An 18,400-nucleotide genomic window follows, 5' to 3' on the forward strand; every position below is an offset into this window, starting at 1 on the left:
CTCTTAAGAAAAATAAACCTTCCATAAATTGCAATTTCGACTTTCCTCTAAATTATAACCTTATCCCGAATTGACGTGTTTTATATTGCACATATTTGACATAGGCATACATAATAAAAAAACTATATGCCAAAACAGGGCGAACTGAACCATTTAAGGCATCAACCCAATTAATGCCTGATTTATATGTTGAATATAAAGTATTATTCTCCGCAATGTCTTTGGAAGTGTTAAGCTCTGAGAGCAGTTTGGTATTCCCTAATTTATGGCTTTCAATTTGCCGATCTAAAAGATTAAGCTAATGTTTTTTATCATTTTGATCCTTTAGAATTTTTAAAATTTCTGGAATAATTGAGCTAATAAAGCCCGTTATTGAAGCAAGTAGTGTAATCATAAAAATCTCATTAATTCTTGTATGATTATTATACTAAAAATTTTCTTTGCACTAATAGCTGTTAGTCATTTTTTTTAATTTTTATTGCGAATATTAGTTGATCCTGTTTTATGTCATACCTGCTCGACTTAATGTCACCCCTGCGAAAGCAGGGGTCTAGATTCCCGCCTACGCGAGAATAACAATAGTGGGCGAGAATGACAATTTACCTTCTAACTAAGTAATAGAAAATACCTGAATAAAAATAATAAAAATATTTTTCATAAAATACTTAGTGCATATCATAATTAGTATATACTAATTATCTAAGGATAAGAGTATAGTTAATTCATAGCGCCAATGTTTAGGCTTTCTTTAGAATAGCATATTTTATCATTTTTTGCATCTATGCAAAGCTTGATAATTATAAAAAATATTCTTTGCTAAATCTATTCCAATTGTGTTACATTTCAGCTATAGCTTTTCAGAATTTAGGAAAACCATTGATGGGATTATAGTCAATTCAGGAAAATTTGGGGCTAGGAGCGATGAGGGACGACGTCCCCAATTTCTCATCAATTGACTATATTTCTTAATAATCTAAAATTATAGTATAACTTACAAAAAATTTAAGTGAATATGTTTAATATTACTGCAAAAAATAAACAACTAGATAGAGCCAAGGTATCTAGTATTTTTTGCAAACTAGGACAAAAAGAAAAGAAAAAAAAGACAAAAATCAGTGAATTGTTAATTGACTTTCATGAAAATGGTCTTCTATTAATGATGCTTTTCTTTGCCATACCAATTGCCATTCCTCTACCGTATCCTCCGGGTTTTACTACTATAGTAGGGATACCATTAATCATTTTATCTATGCAGATGTTGCTTGGTTTTAGACAGGTTTTTTTACCATCTAAAATTAACAATTATCAAATTAGCAATGATATACTTATCAATATAAGTAACAAGATTGTGCCAAAAATTAAATTGGTAGAAAAATATATACGACCAAGATATAGTTTTGCATCTTCTATATATTGCGAACAATTTATTGGTTTAATATCGTTGATTTGTGCTATTACCATATCAATACCTTTACCTTTAACCAATGCTGTGCCTGCACTTGGTATTACTATAATGACATTAGGTCTTTTAAATCGAGATGGATTAACTATATTTTTGGGGTTTATAGTCTCTATAGTTGGTCTTATTATAGCTGTTATAGCAATTGCTGCTAGCTGGATTAGCATAAAATATTTATTTAATCTCTTTTTTTGACATTATTTTTCCAATGAAACAAAAATTATATCAAGGTTCAAGTAAAGCGCTTTATCAGTCACAAGAAGATTTTGCTTTTATTATGTCCTTTACTGACAAAATTACCTTAGAAAATGGTGAGATTTTTGATATTTCAGGTAAAGGAGTACTGAATAATAATATTTCATCCTTTATAATGAGTAAGCTCGATATGGTGGGGATAGAGAATCACCTAATTGAAAAAATGAATATGCGTGAACAATTAATACAATCTGTGGATATTTTCCCCATTCAAATATCGATTTCTACAGTAGCATGTGGCAGGTTTGTAAAAGATTTCTCTATGGAAGAAGGATATGTATTCGATCACCCAATTATCGATTTTAGAGTTAGAAGCAGAGAATTAAAGCATCCTATAATTAATGAGCATCAAATACTGAATTTTGGTTGGTTAAATAAGCAAGAAATTGATGAAGTGAAGCATCAAGCCATCAGAACCCATGACTTTTTAAGTGGACTATTTGCAGGTATTGGTATAAGACTTGTTGAATGCAGGCTCGAATTTGGTAGAGTGTTTAATGGTGAAGACTTTATGGTAATGTTGGCAGATGAAATCAGCCCTGATAATTGTCGTTTATGGAATATGAATAATAATGAGAAACTTGGGGCAGAAATGATTGCCAGCGATCCAGAAAAAGCTATTAAATCTTATCAGGTAATAGCTGATTTATTAAAAGATAGAGCTTATAGCTCGCAATAACGCATAGGCATCAGTTTAACTCACCTTACGCATGGCATTTAAAAGTCATATAGAAAATAGCTTGGCGTCATTGCGAGAAGCTACTTTAGTAGCGACGAAGCAATCTAATGAATGTGGATTGCTTCGTCGACCTTACGGTCTCCTCGCAATGACGATTTCTCAATTATTGTTTTCTTAAACTAACGCTTATGTGCAATAATATCAGTTTGCTATGGGTTAAATCCGGTTAGCTATAACATACTTTGCTAGGTAAATATGCTCAAAATAAAACGTCGCTTTAATTTATTACTTATATTTATTTGGTTTTATCAATTTTTTATATCTCCCCTAGTTGGGGTCAATTGTCGTTTTTATCCGTCATGTTCAGAATATGCTAAGTCAGCAATAATGATACATGGTAATATTAAAGGATTATGGTTATTTATTAAGAGAATAGTCAGATGCAATCCTTTTTGTCATGGCGGATGTGATCCTGTGCCTATAGATATTTTATCTCCAGACAAAGGTAAAAATCTATAGCTAATCCGAATAGCGTCTATCCATTTGTCTCGCGAACAGGATGGCGTTCTTGCTTGACTTGTTTCACCCCTGCGAAAGTAGAGGTCTAGATTCCCGCCTATGCGGGAATGATAATAGTGTGCGGGAATGATAAACTTTACGTTTAAAGATAGATGTTGTGACTCGGATATATTCAAATTTCCTTCGAGCAATCTCCTAGATTTTCAGGCAATTTTTAATTTATGTACTGAGATAGTTGAAATCCTAAAAAAAATTGATATATTAACTATTCAACATATACTTTATTTAGTAAAGTATGGGGCTGTTTTAATTGTCAAGATAAAGATTTGTTAGATAGAAATAGTCATATAAATTTTTTTGACAGAGCCTAAGTTTAATAAAGAAGTTGTATATATTATTTATTGTATATATAATTTGAGTTTAGTAAATATTGCAAAAAATATAATTTTTACTAACTATATAGTAAAATAATATGATATAATAATGGTAATATGAAAAATAATAGTGCATTAGCAACTCAAGTAGCAAACCCTCTAAATAGTGCTCTTGAAAAGTGCAAGATTGCTTTTTGGATAGTTTTTGGTTTCGCGTTTGTTATTAACTTATTAATGTTGATAACCCCTCTTTATTCATTACAAGTTCTTGATCGAGTTATAGGAAGTGGTAACATATGGACATTAATGTGGTTGTCCATTATTATTGGTACAATCTATTTTATTTATGGGTTATTACAAATTGCTAGATCATTCACTTTAATTAAAGTTGGGGAATGGCTGGATAAAACAGTTGCTCCTGTAATTTTTGGTCACTCTATTTCAGCTGCTGCAACTCGTACTAATACTGGTGCTAGCCAATTACTTCGTGATTTTCAAACAATAAAAACTTTTGTAACTAGTACTGGTATTAACACTTTATTTGATGCCCCTTGGAGTGTTGTCTATATAGTAGTAATTTTCTTAATTCACCCATATATTGGGATTTTAACATTAGTTGGTGCTATTATTATCGTATCTACAGCTTTCTTTAATGCTGCCGCAACTAATAGAACTCTTGGTGAGGCTACTGAATTCTCGATAAAGGGTATGACCCAAGCTGATATTGCTAATAGGAATTCAGAAGTTGTAGAAGCTATGGGGATGATGAAAAATGTCACGGCAAATTGGCATCAATTTAATATTGCTGCTTTGGAAAAACAATCCGTTGCTAGTTATCGTAATGGTGCTATCTCTAACTTTTCCAGATTTATTCGTAATATTATGCAAATGCTTGTAACTGGTATTGGTGCTTATGTGGTTGTTAGTACTTCAGGAAGAGATATGACTACTGGTGGTATGATTATGAGTTCTATTATAGTTGGGAGGGCTCTAGCTCCTTTCGATAATGCTATTGAGTTATGGAAAAGTATGAGTAGTGCCATAAAATCTTATAAAAATATCAATCAGTTATTTGCTTCTTATAAATCAAGAGAAGAAGCAATGCCAATTCCGAATGTCGAAGGACATTTAACTGTAGAAAATATTTATTATTCATTTCCAGTCCCTCCATATATGCCACAACCTCCAGTACCAAGATATATTTTAAAGGGTGTATCTTTTGCTGTTCAGCCTGGAGAAGTATTAGCAGTTATCGGACCTTCTGCTGCAGGTAAGTCAACTTTAGCTAAAGTTCTAGTTGGGGTATGGAAAGCCGCATCAGGAACTGTTAGACTTGATAGCGGGGAAATTTATCGCTGGAATAGAGAAGATTTTGGTAAGCATGTAGGATATTTGCCACAAGGGATAGAATTATTTAGTGGTAGCATAAAACAGAATATAGCTAGGATGGCTGAAAATGCTGATCCAGAAAAAGTAATTGAGGCAGCTAAAATTGCTGGAGCTCATGAAATGGTCTTAAGATTACCAGATGGTTATGATTCGGATATTGGAACAGCTGGCTCTAATCTCTCTGGTGGACAAAAACAACGTGTTGGTCTTGCTAGAGCATTTTATGGTAATCCTAAATTAATTATTTTAGACGAGCCCAATGCTAATCTTGATGAGGCGGGTGAAATAGCCTTATCAAATTCTTTAAAGCAAGCAAAAGCTAGGGGTATTGCTGTAGTTGTTATCTCTCATAGACCTTCTGTATTATCAGTGGTAGATAAGATATTGGTATTACAAGATGGAGCCGTAGCTCTTTATGGTACTCAAGAAGAGCTGCAAAATCGAGTTAAACTGTTACAAAACGGTGCAATTCACATTAACGAATAAAGTTTTAAGTATTATGGAAGAAAAGCCAACTAATAAGCCGACATTTACAGCAGAGCAACTTAAACAGCTCTTATCGCTACAAAATGATTTGATACACTCGAAAAAAACAAAGGGGGGTGTTCTATCACAAAAGATAGTAGTAGGTATTTCTAAGACAATTCAGAATACATTATATTATCTTGATCGTTTTGTTAATTTTGTTACCAAAAATAATGATGTTGATCGCAATGATGTAGTACAAACTGCTAGAGCTCCAATTCTCTTTGGAGTAGCTATAATAATCTGCTTTGTGTTAGTTGGAGGAATATGGGGAAGTTTTGCTCCTCTTGATAGTGCGGCTGGGGCATCGGGCGTTCTGGTAACATATAGTAATAAGCAAATAATTAATCACCAGGAGGGTGGAATTATAGCTAATATTTTTGTTAAACAAGGCGATAAAGTCAAGGCGGGTGATAAATTAATAAAGTTGGAAGATACAAAAATTAAATCGCAGTACGAAATTACTTTAAGCCAATATAGGCACGCTTTAGCAGCAGAAAGTCGCTTGATGGCTGAGAGAGATAATCAAGACAAAATTGAGTTTCCCAAATTATTAACAGATGCCATGGATCTACCTGAAGTAGAAAGGGTTATACATACTCAAGAAAGCTTATTTTATTCCAAAAAGGAAATGTATAAAAGTGAGAAAAATGCTTTGCATCAAAAGATCGAGCAATTAAATAAAAAAATTGAAGGTATGCAAGCTAGAAAGATTGCCAATGTCAAAAGTCTAGAAGTTATTAGGGATCGTTTAAAAGCAATAAATACATTACATGATAAAGGTTTTTCTAATAAAGCTGCTTTATTGGAAATTGAAGCTAAGGAAGCTAACTTTAAAAGTGAAATAGCTATGACAGAAAGTGACATTGCGGCTACTAAACATACTATTATAGAGTGTGAGATTAGTATTATTAACCTACAGAATAAATATACAAAGGATACTCTGACTGAATTAAAAGATGCTCAAGGACAAGTATCTCATCTAAAAGAGCAGTTTACTGCTTATAAGGACTCATTAAGTCGTACAGTTATTACGTCTCCTGTTGATGGTATTATCAATGTATTGCACTTTCATACAATAGGCGGAGTAATTCCTAACAACACTACTCCGATTGTAGAAATTTCTCCAACTAATGATACTTTGATAATAGAGGCAAAAGTTCCACAAAAAAACATAGATTCAGTACATGAAGGTTTGTTAGCAAAGATTCGCTTTAGTGCTTTTAAATCTAGAACAACACCATTATTTACTGGTAAAGTCGTTAGAATATCTCCTGACACTGTCCAAGACAGAACTCAAGCACAACAAACTCCAGAGACTTTTTACGTTGCTATAATTGAGATTGATATGGAGGAATTTAATAAGATTGCAAAAGCTAGAAAGTTAGAACTCCATCCTGGCATGCAGGTGGAAGTTCAAATTGTCACTGGCACAAGAACTCTTCTAAGATATCTACTTGATCCTATTACTGACACTATGTTCAGAGCATTTAAAGAAAAATGATAACCTTATATTACAGCCATTGTAAATAATCTTGAGTCCGAGTACTGGTCTTGCTAATAGATGAAGTTTACTATGGCTGAAATTTTTAAAAAAATATTCTAAAAACACTTAGTGCTTCTAACTTTTTACTATATTATTTAGATTTATAGTCAATTGATGAGAAGTTGGGGACGTCGTCGCTCCATCGTTCCTAGCCCCAAATTCTCCTGAATTGACTATATTCGGAAACTTAACCATAATTATGTGTAATTATATATGACCATTATGTCTGATAATTGGATAAGAAAAATGTGTGTAAACCATGATATGATTACACCTTTTACTGATACACAAGTTAAATTAAATAACTCAGAGAGGATTATTTCTTATGGTTTATCGTCTTATGGTTATGATGCAAGAGTCTCAAAAGAATTCAAAATATTTACTAATATCAATTCGGCAATAGTTGATCCCAAGAATTTCACTGAATGCAGCTTGGTAGATAGAGAGGTTGATGTTTGTATTATTCCACCAAACAGTTTTGCTTTAGCAAGAACAATTGAATATTTTAAGATTCCAAGAGATGTATTAGTTATTTGTGTTGGTAAATCAACCTATGCAAGATGCGGTATAATTGTTAACGTAACACCATTAGAACCTGAATGGGAAGGACATGTAACATTAGAATTTTCTAATACTACTCCATTACCGGCAAAAATTTATGCTAATGAAGGAGCGTGTCAATTTTTATTTTTAAAAGGCGATCAAATTTGTAATACATCTTATGCTGATCGTCATGGGAAATATATGAAACAGCAAGGTGTTACCTTGCCAATAACTTAAAAATTTTAATATAAAAGGACTATTTGTTATGAACTCTAATCAACAAGAGATGCCACATATCGCTATTAACGCCCAATACATAAAGGATTTATCTTTTGAAAATCCAGATGCTCCAAAATCTTTAGTATCTTTGGAACGTAATCCACAAATTGATTTATTCCTAGATATTAATATTTCTAATTTACCTGAAGAAAACTTTTATGAGGTAGAATTAAGTATAGAAGCTAAAGCAATGAGTGAAAAACATAAGCTATTTATAGTAGACCTAAAATATGCAGGGGTTTTTAACCTGATTAATATAGCGAAAGATCAACACCAGATGATATTAGCAATTCACTGTCCAGCAATGATTTTCCCATTTGCCAGAAAAATTATTTCGGATGTAACGCAGGATGGAGGGTTCCAGCCATTGATGATTGATCCAATTGATTTTGGTGCTTTATATCACAAGAAAATGCGAGAAAGTGAAAATTAACTATAGCTATGTCAATACTATAAGTTTCCCTATATTGCTTTAGGTTAGCAAAAGCGGCTCCCCGCTAATAAGATTATTGGAGAGCCGCTAGAGCTAAAACGATACTGTGGATAACGCTTTTTTATCTATTTAGCAATCTCTGTGATACCACATGTTGCATCAGTTGACCCAGATACCATATTTATAATGTCAGGAGCTTTAAACAATATTATAACCCCAGTCACAATAACCAGTGCAACTTCCCATTTTAATTGTCCTCTGAGAGTTTGAATTCCTAGTACAACTATACCAATAACTGCTATACCACGAGCCGTATTTCCACGAAATATTTTAATCATATTACACAACACTGCACCTACTGGATCGGCACTAGAAGCCGCAAAAGCATCTGATGCCGCAATAATTACAGCAACGCTGCAAAGAACAAGCAGTAACCGCCAGGCAAAGTTACTATCAGATTGTTCCAAATATGGTCTATAAATATTCATATTTTACCTCGTTAAATGAATTATTTAAACATGCAGCTGATTCTATACTGTAGCCTTTTAAAATTCAAGGATTTAATATAAAGCGGAATATCTAATTAAAGAATTACTGAGGAATAAAGGTTTATGCGCTGTTTTAGCCATATATGGAGAGTAGTTTGTATAATTCTAAACGAGACTTATAGCCCATACCCTACAATTTTTATTCTATAAGTATTAAGCAGCATAAAAACGTCATTGCGAGGAGGCGTGAGCCTACGAAGCAATCCATATAAGTCTTGATGTGTCTATACTAATTCTCATGGATTGCTTCGTCGCTACTAAAGTAGCTCCTCGCAATTACGCTTAGCAGTCAGCTTTTTTACTCATCATAAGGAAATAAATAAAAAATTGTAGGGTACTATGGTCATCACTGCGAAAGCAGGGATCTAAAAATACCCTGAGGTATTATAGATTCCCGCCTACGCGGGAATGACAATAGTATGTAGGAATGACAACCTATGGATTGCTTCGTCGTGCTTTAGCACTCCTCGCAATGACGTTTGGGGTGCATATACGTCATTGCAAGACCATGTAATGGTCGAAGCAATCCATTTTAATCTTTTTTTTGATTGCTTCGTCGTTCTTCACTATTGCTCGCAATGACGTTTTTATGCTGTACCACTTGCTACCATTATACACATTTTTCTGCATCAGTGGCTGTACCAGCTACCATATTTATAATTTCAGGAGCTTTAAACAATATTATAACCCCAGTCACAATAACTAGTGCAACTTCCCATTTTAATTGTCCTCTGAGAGTTTGAATTCCTAGTACAACTATACCAATAACTGCTATACCACGAGCCGTATTTCCACGAAATATTTTAATCATATTACACAACACTGTACCTACTGGATCAGAAGTAGTATTACCACCACCAGCAGGAGGATCAGCAGCAAAAGCATCTGATACTGCAATAATTAGAGCAACGCTGCAAAGAACAAACAGCAAACGCCAGACAAAGTTACTATCAAATTGTTCCAAATATGGTTTATAAACATTCATATTTTACCTCATTAACGAATTATTAGACATGTCGTTGATTCTATATGCTAGCTTTTTTCAATTCAAGGATTAATCTACGGATGGGGCTAATCTAGTTAAAGAATGGCTGAGAAATTAAGTCTTACGTGTTATTTTAGTCGCAATTTCTACAAATTAGTTAATTTAAAAATTTATTTCCCAAGAACATATATAAAAGTGAATAAAAATAACCATACTACATCGACAAAATGCCAGTACCAAGCGGCAAATTCAAAACCTAAATGACCATTGCCTTTAACAAAATCACCTCTTCGTGCTCTATAATAACAAACAGTTAAGAATATAGTGCCAATTATTACATGAGCACCATGAAAACCGGTTGCTAAATAAAAATTAGAAGAATAGATACCGTCTTTAAATTTAAAAGTTGCATGATGATATTCGTAAGCTTGCATTAAACTAAAAAATATCCCCAATATTATGGTCAAACCAAGAGCTGTTACACAATCTTTCTGATTATTTTCCTCAACAGCATAATGTGCCCATGTTACTGTTGTACCAGATAATAAAAGAATCAATGTATTAATAAAAGGGATGTCAAAAGGATCAAATGTTTGAATAGATGCAGGAGGCCATATACCAGGCTTTACTACCCATACACCATCTAGCAATCCTACAGGAAAAAGACTTGCGTTAAAAAAGGATCCAAAAAATGCTGCAAAAAACATTATCTCTGACAAGATAAATAATGCCATACCTATTCTTAAGCCAATTCTTACTGGCTCAGTATGATGTTTTCCAATTAATCCCTCTTTAATTACATCTCTCCACCAGGAAGATAAACAAAAAATCACCGAAAGAATACCGACTCCAAAAACATATGTTCCAAATCGATATTGATGCATAAACATTATGCTACCAATAGCTAAAAGCAATAAGGCAAATGCAGTCAGAATGGGCCAAGGGCTGGGATCGACAAGATGGAATGGATGCTGTTTTCCTGGTACAGAAACAAAACTATTATTTTTAATAGACCCATGTAACATAAATTAAAGACTCATAAACAATTTATTGCTTGGTATATTCTATGCTATCTTCTATAAATATCAACAATAGTCTTTTGGTACTTAGCGATTCTATAGTGAATTAACTTGAATTAGCAACGTTATAAATCCGATTATAGTCAATTCAGGGGAATTTGGGGCTAGGAGCGATACCTATAAGTAATAGGCGAGCATTGAGCGACAACGTCCCCAACTTCTCATCAATTGACTATATCGTTATGCAGCGAGTTTATCCTTCAATACTTCAATTAATTTATTAATTGCCTCATCAGGATTTATGTTTTCAAGAATAGCAAGTTCCCCAGCGAGTCTATTTAATGCTGATTCATAAATTGTTCTTTCGCTATAAGACCTATCACTATCAACGTTTTTGTAGAGATCTCGCACCACTTCTGCCACAGCTACTATATTGCCAGAATTTATTTTACTTTCATATTCTTGTGCTCTTCTACTCCACATCCTATTACCTTGCTTAGCTTTACCCTGAAGTGTTGAGTATATTATAGTCAGGTCAGTTTTGCTAACAAGTTTTCTAAGACCCGAAATAGTTGCTCTATTTACAGGTACTTTTAGAATCATTTTGTCTTGGGGAAACGATATTACATAAACTCTAATATCAGTACCAGCTATCACTTGCTGTTCTACATTTATTATCTCTCCAACTCCATGAGATGGATATACAATTCTTTCTCCTACTTTAAATTCAGATGATGTTGACATGCTTACTCCTTATCCATTATAAAAACTTAGATTATAGTCAACTGAATTAACTATTAGTTCTTTTGCAAACTCACTATACTAAAGATGATAACACAACATTGATTATAACATATTTTGGAAAAATAATAAAGTAGAAGTTATAAAATTTAAAGATGCCGCCATTGAATATAGTTTATTATATTTTCTTAACTATTAAACTTGCATTAGTTCCACCAAAGCCAAATGAGTTAGAAAGTACGTAATTAATTTTTGCCTTTCTAGCTTCTAAAGGAACTAAGTCTATTTTTACTTCTGGTATCGGTTTATGTAAATTTAGAGTTGGTGGAGCAATTTGATCCTGTATGGCAAGAATTGAGTATATTAACTCTACGCTACCAGTTGCTCCGAGCAAATGACCGATAGATGATTTCGTTGACGACATAAGAACTTTCGGGTTGGCATCCAAAAATAATCTTTGGACAGCTAGCAACTCAATAGTATCACCAACCTGGGTAGAAGTCCCGTGGGCATTGATATAATCAATAATACTTGCATCAATTTTTGCATCTTTAAGAGCATTAAACATAGCTTTATAAGCACCTCTTCCATCAGGATGAGGGGAAGTCATATGATAAGCATCTCCAGTAGAACCATATCCAACAATTTCAGCATAAATCTTAGCATTTCTACTAATAGCATGCTCATATTCTTCCAGTACTACAACTCCAGCTCCTTCCCCCATTATAAATCCATCACGTTCTTGATCCCAGGGTCTTGATGCAGTTTCAGGGGTAGAATTATATTTAGTAGATAACACCCTTGCAGCAACGAATCCCGCCACCCCAACCGGAGTAACCGGCGCTTCAGCTCCACCAGCAATCATAACATCCACATTACCATATTGAATCATCCGCATAGCATCTCCTATGGCATGAGCCCCAGTGGAGCATGCTGTTGCTACTGCTTGATTTGGCCCAGTAAATCCGTATTTAGTGGAAACATGACCTGAAAGGAGATTAATTAATGAGGCTGGAATAAAAAATGGACTAACTTTGCCATTATTTTCTTTATGAAACTTTACTGACGTCTCTTCGATCGTCTTAAGTCCACCGATTCCTGAACCGAGTATTAAACCTGTTCTATCTCCTGATAATTCATCTTGTACTTGCCATCCACTATCCTCGATTGCTTCAGTAGCTGCTGCGATACCATACTGGATGAATAAATCCATCTTATGTACATTACGAGGGTCAATAGATTTTTCCGGATTAAAGCCGCTATCAGTTGAATGATCCACAATACCAGCTATTTTACAAGCAAGGTTAGAAGTATCAAATCCGGTAATTGCCTTAATACCGCTACGCCCCTCTATGATACCATTCCAAGAGGGTTTCACCCCAACTCCCAGTGGGGTGACTAATCCAATACCAGTTATAACGACTCTTCTAGTTGACATAATTATAGCTTATGATTAATTTTTTTTATGATGTATTACGTATTGTATAAGGTCAGCAACGGTTAGAATTTTACTAGCATCATCATCTGGTATATCGCATTTATACTTTGCTTCTATTGCCATCATTAATTCAACTATATCTAAACTATCTGCTTTGAGATCCTCAACAAATCTAGATTCAGGGGTGATTAAATCTTTTTTTACTTTTAATGTATTAGCAACGATTTCAATAATATCTTGTTCGATAGTATCTTGATCGACAGTATTTTGTGCAATATTTTCATCCATAGTTAGAACCTCATAACATAAATTAAATTTCGAATAAATCGATACAACAATTTCAAACTTCTAGCATAAAAATATATTTTATGCCAGTGGAAAATAAACAAGATTTTAGCATTGCCTATAAATCTCAGCATTTAAAGGGATATAATATTATTAATTTTATTCTTTACAATATTAATAAACCAAATTACATACGCCTTTTCTTAATAATAGAGATAATAATGCCAAGAGACAAAAGAATAATTGTCATAGCCAGTGTAGTATAAGATGGAATATCAATAACATGTTCAGCGAATATTTTTATACCAATAAATATTAATATTAATGCTAGCGAATATTTTATATAACTAAATTGCTTAACAACATTAGCTAAGCATAAGAATAAGGCACGCAGACCTAATATGGCAAAAATATTAGAAGTATAAATTATATAAGGATCCTTAGTGATAGCAAATATTGCTGGTATACTATCAATGGCAAACACAATATCCATAACTTCTATCATTATTAATGATGCAAAAAGAGGAGTAATGCTGATACCTTTGCTAGTTTTAACAAAAAATTTGTAACCCGAGATTTTGGGGGTAATGCTAAAGTATTTTTGTAGAATTCTATAAATAGACGATTCTTGCACTTTTAAATTTTTATTTGATAGATAAAAAGTTTTTATACCTGTAGTTATAAGAATAATTGCAAAAACATATAATAACCAAGAAAATTTTGAGATAACAATGACCCCTAAATATATAATTATAGCTCTAGGCACTATGACACCTAGAATTCCCAAAAATAATATTCGATGTTGATAGATCAAGGGAATAGAAAAAAACTGGAAAATCATTAAAATAATAAAAATATTATCCAATGACATGGCTTTTTCTATAAAAAAACAAGTGTAATATTCTTGGGCTTTTTCTCTTCCCATATCAAAGAAAATAAAAGCACCAAAAAGGCATGCTATAATTAAGTAAAAAAGGCTAAAATAAATGGTTTGGCGAAAGGTTAATACCTTATTTTCTTTGTTAGCAAAACCAAGATCATAGATTAATAAACCTACAATCACTATACAAAAAACAATCCACGTCAAAGTCTCCTCCTATAAGCTATTATAGTTATTCCAAATTTGGTTGTATCTATAATATAACAGATTTTTTTGCTCCACTAATAGCTGTTTTCATTATTTTTACGGTATTGCTTATTTTTTCATTTCCTAACTTAGTAACTCACCTTACGCATAAACCCCATGACAATTTAAAAATTTCGGAAAAGTACAAAGCGTCATTGCGAGCGAACGTATGTGAGCGTGGCAATCCACATATATATTGCTTCGTCGCCACTAAAGTGGCTTCTCGCAATGACGCTGATGCAATGACGCCAAGCTATTTTCTATATGACTTTTAAATGCCATGCGTAAGGTGAGTATAATATTAAGCATTACCTATTCGTGAAGTAAAGTGCGATTCTTTGATACCAAGATTTTGCAAGGCATTATGCCACTTATGCTCTGGACGACCAGAAAAAATAAAATCTTTATCACAATCTGTTATTATCCACAAATTATCCTTAATCTCTGCTTCAAGCTGCCCTGCTTTCCAAGAAGTATAGCCAATAATAAATAAACTATTTTTAGGGCCATTACCAGAAGCAATATCATGAGGGATTTGAGGATTAGAACTAACTGCTAAATGATTTTGAAACTTCAATAATAAATTCTCATTATAGTCATCAGAATGTAAGAAAAAACCACGATCATGCTCAACTGGTCCTCCCAAATAGATAGGCATCATAATATTACCTACCTGATCATCAGATATTTTAAAGAACGATTTTATTTCTATATGATTCACTAAATTATTGAAAATTAAGCCCATCGCTCCCTCTGCTGTATGAGATAGCATATAAACAAGTGATTTATTAAATATACCATCAAGCATATAAGGAGTAGCTATCAAAACCTTACCAGACAAATTATCAAAAATTTTATTGTTTTCATTCATAATATTTATTGTATTGTTAAATTTATTTAGTCTATATATTATATTAATATACTAGCTTTTAGATACATATAGTGTTAAATTATACCTATTCAATAAAATTTTTAAAAGACTTTCGATTGACTTATCTAGGAAGTCTAATTAAATATACTCTATACCTGTGCTAAACCTAAAGTAATTTTTTAAAAAGTCTAATGTTTACTTGGTTTGATATAACAATACTGGCAATTATTACTGCTTCCTCAATGCTCGGAGCTTATAGGGGATTAGCAAAAGTTACTATTAGCTTACTTGGCTTTATATTTTCAATTATTCTTGCCTATTACTTATCTTCATATATTAATGAGGTCATTAGTCGATATTTTATTAACCATATTGCGTTAGCAATTAGCTCTGGGAGTATCTCCTATATTATATCTTGGAGTGTATGCTCTTTCTTAACCCATAAATTTCTTTTGATGATTGCCTTTATAAGTGGCGGAGTCGTTGATAGAACTCTGGGTCTAGGCGTTGGCGTATTTAGAGGTATGATTATTTGTTTATTCCTCTTTCTAGTCCTAACAATTTTCTTTTCTGGCAGTTATCTACAAGCAAAAACGCTAAAAGATGTTATGCAAAATACTACCATTGATAAATATCCAGAATGGCTTAAAGAATCCACGACTACTCCCTATCTAGATCAGTTAAGTAAGAATTTTATAAAAACTCTACCACAAAATAGTTTAGAATCCATTAAATTACCCATAAAATCAGAGATTATTGATACTACAAATGTCTTAAAAAAGTCACAACCTAATGAATATCCTGATAAAGTAGAAAAACTTCCTGAAGAACTCAGGCAAGAACTTGATGAAGTATTGTCGCAAGAATTAGAAAAAGATGACTAATTAATTATATTTTTGCAACCAAAAAGAGCCGAATATAGAGTTACTTTAGTTATTGCAGGTGGTCTCCCAGGAGGCTATAGTCAATACAGGAGGATTGGATAGTGGGAGCGATGGAGCGACGCATAAGCGTTAGTTTAAGAAAATAATAATTGAAAAACCGTCATTGCGAGGAGACCGTAAGGTCGACGAAGCAATCCAGAAAAGTGATTAAAAATGGATTGCCACGCCACCTACGGTGGCTCGCCATTACGACTTTTCTACTTTATTTTCTTAAACTGACTCCTATAAGTAATAGGTGAGCATTGAGCGATGACGTCACCAATTTCTCCTCAATTGACTATACCTACGATAGCGAAACTTTTACAGCAATATATTAATTTATGAAATCATATACCTTTAAAGAACATTTTTTAGAGCTAAAAGCTAGATTTTTACGAGTGTTTGCTGCATTCATTATTGGTTTTATTATTTGTTATTATTTTAGCAGTGATATATATAATATTTTATTAGAACCACTTGCAGAATTAAGTCATGCTAATATAAGAAGAGTGATCTATACTGGTCTTACTGAGGCATTCTTTACTTACATAAAACTTGCGGCTTTTGTTTCTTTTATAATGATTATACCAATTATTAGCATAGAATGTTTTTTGTTTATAAAACCTGGACTATATTCACATGAGAAAAAATATGCGGCTTTTATCCTCTTTATGGCACCTATTTTGTTTTGGTGTGGGGGTGTCTTTGTTTTTTACTTTGTTATGCCGCGTGCATGGCAATTTTTTTTGAGCTTTGAAGATCATAATGTCGTTATTCCACTAATTCTAGAAGCTAGAGTTAGCGAATATTTAAATTTAGTAATTCAGCTAATTATTGCTTTTGGTATAGCCTTCCAATTGCCTATTATTATGCTAATATTAAATTTATTAAAAATATTAACAGCAAAAGACTTAGTGAACAAGAGAAGATGGTCTATAATAATTATTTTTGTTATTGCTGGTATTTTGACTCCACCAGATGTACTTAGCCAATTTGCCCTTGCAATACCAATGCTTTTATTATATGAAACTTCAGTTATTATGTGTAAATTTGTAGAAAACCGAGGAAATTAGATGTTAGATATAAAATGGATTAGGGAAAATAAACAGGAATTTGATGATTTACTTATCAAAAGAGGGATTGCCCCAATGTCCGATAAAATTATTAAACTAGATGAAAACAAGCGTCAGTTAACTAATCTCATTCAACAATTCCAGCATGCAAGAAAGAAAAAATCTAAATCTTTAGGTAATATGCCTAACAAGACTAGTAAGGAATTTGAAGAACTAAAGCGTGATGTGGATCATATAAATGAAAAATTAGAAGAACTGACTCTAAAATTAAATAGTAATCATCAGCTCAACGATATGCTGGAAGTACTGCCAAATCTTCCTGAGGATGACGTACCATACGGTACTGATGGAAGTATGAATAAACTGATTAGAACAGTTGGAGATATTACCACCAAAGCATCCCCAGTAATAGCTAAGCAGCATTTTGAGCTTGGTGAGAGTTTAGGGATGATGGATTTTGTACGTACTGCGAAAATGTCTGGTAGTAGATTTGTCACTCTCAAAGGAGATTTAGCAAAGCTAGAGCGAGCATTGATTAATTTTATGATTGATACTCATACTGAGGAATTTGGTTTTATTGAATTATCTCCTCCATCTTTAGTACGACCAATTGCTATGTATAATAGTGGTCAATTGCCAAAATTTGCAGAAGATTCGTTTGAAACGGTGAATAATTACAGGCTAATTCCAACAGGCGAAGTACCTCTTGTTAATATGGTATCTGATACTATAATAGCTAGGGAAGAATTACCTATACGTTATGTTGCTTATACCCCCTGTTACAGATCAGAATCTGGGAGTAGTGGTAAGGATACTAGAGGTATGATACGTATGCATCAATTTGGTAAAGTTGAATTGGTCACAATAACTACTGTAGAAGAGTCTAAATGTGAACATGAGTATATCACTAATGCTGCTGAGACTATTCTAAAAAAACTTGATTTACCATATAGAGTTATGTTGCTTTGTACTGGGGATATGGGGTTTACTGCTCAGAAAACCTATGATTTGGAAGTATGGTTGCCAGGTCAGAATTTATATCGTGAAATTTCAAGCTGTTCTAATTGTGGAGATTTCCAAGCTAGAAGGATGAAAGCTAGATATAAAGAATTTGGTAGCAACGACACTACTTTTGCTCATACGTTAAATGGTTCTGGTTTACCAATTGGTAGAACAATAATTGCAATTCTAGAAAATTACCAGAATGCAGATGGCTCAATAACGGTTCCAGATGTTTTAGTGAGTTATATGGGTGGGTTAGAGCGAATTCATGCTACTAAATGTTAAGTATGAGAGATTAAGATAGTTATGTTACTCACCTTACGCATGACATTTGAAAGTCATATAGAAAATAGCTTGGCGTCATTGCGAGAAGCTACTTTAGTAGCGA

The 18,400-nt window shown here is 33.2% G+C and carries 19 protein-coding genes and 2 pseudogenes; 12 read left to right on the plus strand and 9 right to left on the minus strand.

Annotated features, from left to right (window positions below; translation table 11 throughout):
- Positions 1-76: 76 nt before the first annotated feature.
- A pseudogene (locus tag RiCNE_RS08465) lies at positions 77-394 on the minus strand (hypothetical protein); the annotation flags it as partial.
- A 439-nt stretch (positions 395-833) separates the two neighbouring features.
- Here RiCNE_RS08465 and RiCNE_RS08240 point away from each other — a divergent pair.
- The 8 genes from RiCNE_RS08240 to secB all read left to right on the plus strand — a co-directional run bounded on the left by RiCNE_RS08240 (position 834) and on the right by secB (position 8,001).
- A complete protein-coding gene (locus tag RiCNE_RS08240) occupies positions 834-956 on the plus strand; it encodes a hypothetical protein (protein WP_275656721.1) in 123 nt (40 codons plus the stop codon).
- 56 nt (positions 957-1,012) lie between these two features.
- Entirely contained in the window at positions 1,013-1,654 is a 642-nt protein-coding gene (locus RiCNE_RS01420) for an exopolysaccharide biosynthesis protein (RefSeq protein WP_094648855.1), read from the plus strand.
- A 13-nt stretch (positions 1,655-1,667) separates the two neighbouring features.
- The gene (locus tag RiCNE_RS01425; RefSeq protein ID WP_094648856.1) at positions 1,668-2,393 is read left to right on the plus strand and encodes a phosphoribosylaminoimidazolesuccinocarboxamide synthase; all 726 of its coding nucleotides are present in this window, start codon (positions 1,668-1,670) and stop codon (positions 2,391-2,393) included.
- 255 nt (positions 2,394-2,648) lie between these two features.
- On the plus strand, positions 2,649-2,912 hold the full coding sequence (gene yidD, locus RiCNE_RS01430; RefSeq protein ID WP_094648857.1) for a membrane protein insertion efficiency factor YidD: 264 nt from the start codon (positions 2,649-2,651) through the stop codon (positions 2,910-2,912).
- Positions 2,913-3,403: 491 nt separating this feature from the next.
- Complete coding sequence (locus tag RiCNE_RS01435) at positions 3,404-5,161, plus strand: type I secretion system permease/ATPase (RefSeq protein WP_094648858.1); 1,758 nt, start codon at positions 3,404-3,406, stop codon at positions 5,159-5,161.
- 13 nt (positions 5,162-5,174) lie between these two features.
- Positions 5,175-6,704: an HlyD family type I secretion periplasmic adaptor subunit gene (locus RiCNE_RS01440; RefSeq protein ID WP_094648859.1), complete on the plus strand. Its 1,530-nt coding sequence runs from the start codon at positions 5,175-5,177 to the stop codon at positions 6,702-6,704.
- A 255-nt stretch (positions 6,705-6,959) separates the two neighbouring features.
- A complete protein-coding gene (gene dcd, locus RiCNE_RS01445; protein ID WP_094648860.1) occupies positions 6,960-7,526 on the plus strand; it encodes a dCTP deaminase in 567 nt (188 codons plus the stop codon).
- A gap of 28 nt (positions 7,527-7,554) precedes the next feature.
- Positions 7,555-8,001, plus strand: coding sequence for a protein-export chaperone SecB (gene secB, locus RiCNE_RS01450; protein ID WP_239832568.1), 447 nt, complete (start codon positions 7,555-7,557; stop codon positions 7,999-8,001).
- A gap of 125 nt (positions 8,002-8,126) precedes the next feature.
- On the opposite strand, the gene RiCNE_RS01455 is transcribed toward secB, so the two are convergent.
- The 3 genes from RiCNE_RS01455 to RiCNE_RS01465 form a co-directional block, all read right to left on the minus strand.
- Positions 8,127-8,489, minus strand: a complete 363-nt coding sequence (locus RiCNE_RS01455; protein WP_094648861.1) for a TrbC/VirB2 family type IV secretion system protein — start codon at positions 8,487-8,489, stop codon at positions 8,127-8,129.
- Between the two features lie 670 nt (positions 8,490-9,159).
- Positions 9,160-9,534, minus strand: coding sequence for a TrbC/VirB2 family type IV secretion system protein (locus RiCNE_RS01460; protein WP_094648862.1), 375 nt, complete (start codon positions 9,532-9,534; stop codon positions 9,160-9,162).
- Between the two features lie 170 nt (positions 9,535-9,704).
- Positions 9,705-10,559 carry a cytochrome c oxidase subunit 3 gene (locus tag RiCNE_RS01465; protein WP_094648863.1) on the minus strand — a complete coding sequence of 285 codons (855 nt, stop codon included), beginning with the start codon at positions 10,557-10,559 and terminating at the stop codon, positions 9,705-9,707.
- Positions 10,560-10,711: 152 nt separating this feature from the next.
- Here RiCNE_RS01465 and RiCNE_RS08245 point away from each other — a divergent pair, with 152 nt between their 5' ends.
- The gene (locus tag RiCNE_RS08245) at positions 10,712-10,837 is read left to right on the plus strand and encodes a hypothetical protein (RefSeq protein ID WP_275656722.1); all 126 of its coding nucleotides are present in this window, start codon (positions 10,712-10,714) and stop codon (positions 10,835-10,837) included.
- Here the strand turns inward: RiCNE_RS08245 and RiCNE_RS01470 are convergent.
- The 5 genes from RiCNE_RS01470 to RiCNE_RS01490 form a co-directional block, all read right to left on the minus strand.
- Complete coding sequence (locus tag RiCNE_RS01470; protein WP_094648864.1) at positions 10,794-11,297, minus strand: CarD family transcriptional regulator; 504 nt, start codon at positions 11,295-11,297, stop codon at positions 10,794-10,796. The two genes, RiCNE_RS08245 and RiCNE_RS01470, sit on opposite strands and share 44 nt — an antisense overlap.
- A 175-nt stretch (positions 11,298-11,472) precedes the next feature.
- The gene (gene fabF / locus RiCNE_RS01475; protein ID WP_094648865.1) at positions 11,473-12,732 is read right to left on the minus strand and encodes a beta-ketoacyl-ACP synthase II; all 1,260 of its coding nucleotides are present in this window, start codon (positions 12,730-12,732) and stop codon (positions 11,473-11,475) included.
- A 15-nt stretch (positions 12,733-12,747) separates the two neighbouring features.
- The gene (acpP, locus tag RiCNE_RS01480) at positions 12,748-13,020 is read right to left on the minus strand and encodes an acyl carrier protein (RefSeq protein ID WP_094648866.1); all 273 of its coding nucleotides are present in this window, start codon (positions 13,018-13,020) and stop codon (positions 12,748-12,750) included.
- Between the two features lie 184 nt (positions 13,021-13,204).
- Entirely contained in the window at positions 13,205-14,104 is a 900-nt protein-coding gene (locus tag RiCNE_RS01485; RefSeq protein WP_094648867.1) for a TerC/Alx family metal homeostasis membrane protein, read from the minus strand.
- A gap of 340 nt (positions 14,105-14,444) precedes the next feature.
- Positions 14,445-15,014 carry a YqgE/AlgH family protein gene (locus RiCNE_RS01490; RefSeq protein ID WP_094648868.1) on the minus strand — a complete coding sequence of 190 codons (570 nt, stop codon included), beginning with the start codon at positions 15,012-15,014 and terminating at the stop codon, positions 14,445-14,447.
- Between the two features lie 191 nt (positions 15,015-15,205).
- On the opposite strand from RiCNE_RS01490, the gene RiCNE_RS01495 reads away from it, so the two are divergent.
- From RiCNE_RS01495 to serS, 3 genes and pseudogenes are all read left to right on the plus strand, one after another.
- A complete protein-coding gene (locus RiCNE_RS01495) occupies positions 15,206-15,898 on the plus strand; it encodes a CvpA family protein (protein WP_094648869.1) in 693 nt (230 codons plus the stop codon).
- A gap of 380 nt (positions 15,899-16,278) precedes the next feature.
- Positions 16,279-17,033, plus strand: a pseudogene (gene tatC, locus RiCNE_RS01500) (twin-arginine translocase subunit TatC).
- Positions 17,011-18,297 carry a serine--tRNA ligase gene (serS, locus tag RiCNE_RS01505; RefSeq protein ID WP_094648870.1) on the plus strand — a complete coding sequence of 429 codons (1,287 nt, stop codon included), beginning with the start codon at positions 17,011-17,013 and terminating at the stop codon, positions 18,295-18,297. The pseudogene tatC and the gene serS overlap by 23 nt, the downstream one beginning before the upstream one ends.
- The last annotated feature ends 103 nt before the right edge of the window (positions 18,298-18,400 follow it).

Source organism: Rickettsia endosymbiont of Culicoides newsteadi (genome assembly GCF_002259525.1).
Lineage (GTDB): Bacteria > Pseudomonadota > Alphaproteobacteria > Rickettsiales > Rickettsiaceae > Tisiphia.

Coding starts and splice junctions, on each gene's coding strand:
- RiCNE_RS01420 (WP_094648855.1), top strand. CDS start 1,013: ATGTTTAATATTACTGCAAAAAATAAACAACTAGATAGAGCCAAGGTA.
- RiCNE_RS01425 (WP_094648856.1), top strand. CDS start 1,668: ATGAAACAAAAATTATATCAAGGTTCAAGTAAAGCGCTTTATCAGTCA.
- yidD (WP_094648857.1), top strand. CDS start 2,649: ATGCTCAAAATAAAACGTCGCTTTAATTTATTACTTATATTTATTTGG.
- RiCNE_RS01435 (WP_094648858.1), top strand. CDS start 3,404: ATGAAAAATAATAGTGCATTAGCAACTCAAGTAGCAAACCCTCTAAAT.
- RiCNE_RS01440 (WP_094648859.1), top strand. CDS start 5,175: ATGGAAGAAAAGCCAACTAATAAGCCGACATTTACAGCAGAGCAACTT.
- dcd (WP_094648860.1), top strand. CDS start 6,960: ATGACCATTATGTCTGATAATTGGATAAGAAAAATGTGTGTAAACCAT.
- secB (WP_239832568.1), top strand. CDS start 7,555: ATGAACTCTAATCAACAAGAGATGCCACATATCGCTATTAACGCCCAA.
- RiCNE_RS01455 (WP_094648861.1), bottom strand. CDS start 8,489: ATGAATATTTATAGACCATATTTGGAACAATCTGATAGTAACTTTGCC.
- RiCNE_RS01460 (WP_094648862.1), bottom strand. CDS start 9,534: ATGAATGTTTATAAACCATATTTGGAACAATTTGATAGTAACTTTGTC.
- RiCNE_RS01465 (WP_094648863.1), bottom strand. CDS start 10,559: ATGTTACATGGGTCTATTAAAAATAATAGTTTTGTTTCTGTACCAGGA.
- RiCNE_RS01470 (WP_094648864.1), bottom strand. CDS start 11,297: ATGTCAACATCATCTGAATTTAAAGTAGGAGAAAGAATTGTATATCCA.
- fabF (WP_094648865.1), bottom strand. CDS start 12,732: ATGTCAACTAGAAGAGTCGTTATAACTGGTATTGGATTAGTCACCCCA.
- acpP (WP_094648866.1), bottom strand. CDS start 13,020: ATGGATGAAAATATTGCACAAAATACTGTCGATCAAGATACTATCGAA.
- RiCNE_RS01490 (WP_094648868.1), bottom strand. CDS start 15,014: ATGAATGAAAACAATAAAATTTTTGATAATTTGTCTGGTAAGGTTTTG.
- RiCNE_RS01495 (WP_094648869.1), top strand. CDS start 15,206: ATGTTTACTTGGTTTGATATAACAATACTGGCAATTATTACTGCTTCC.
- serS (WP_094648870.1), top strand. CDS start 17,011: ATGTTAGATATAAAATGGATTAGGGAAAATAAACAGGAATTTGATGAT.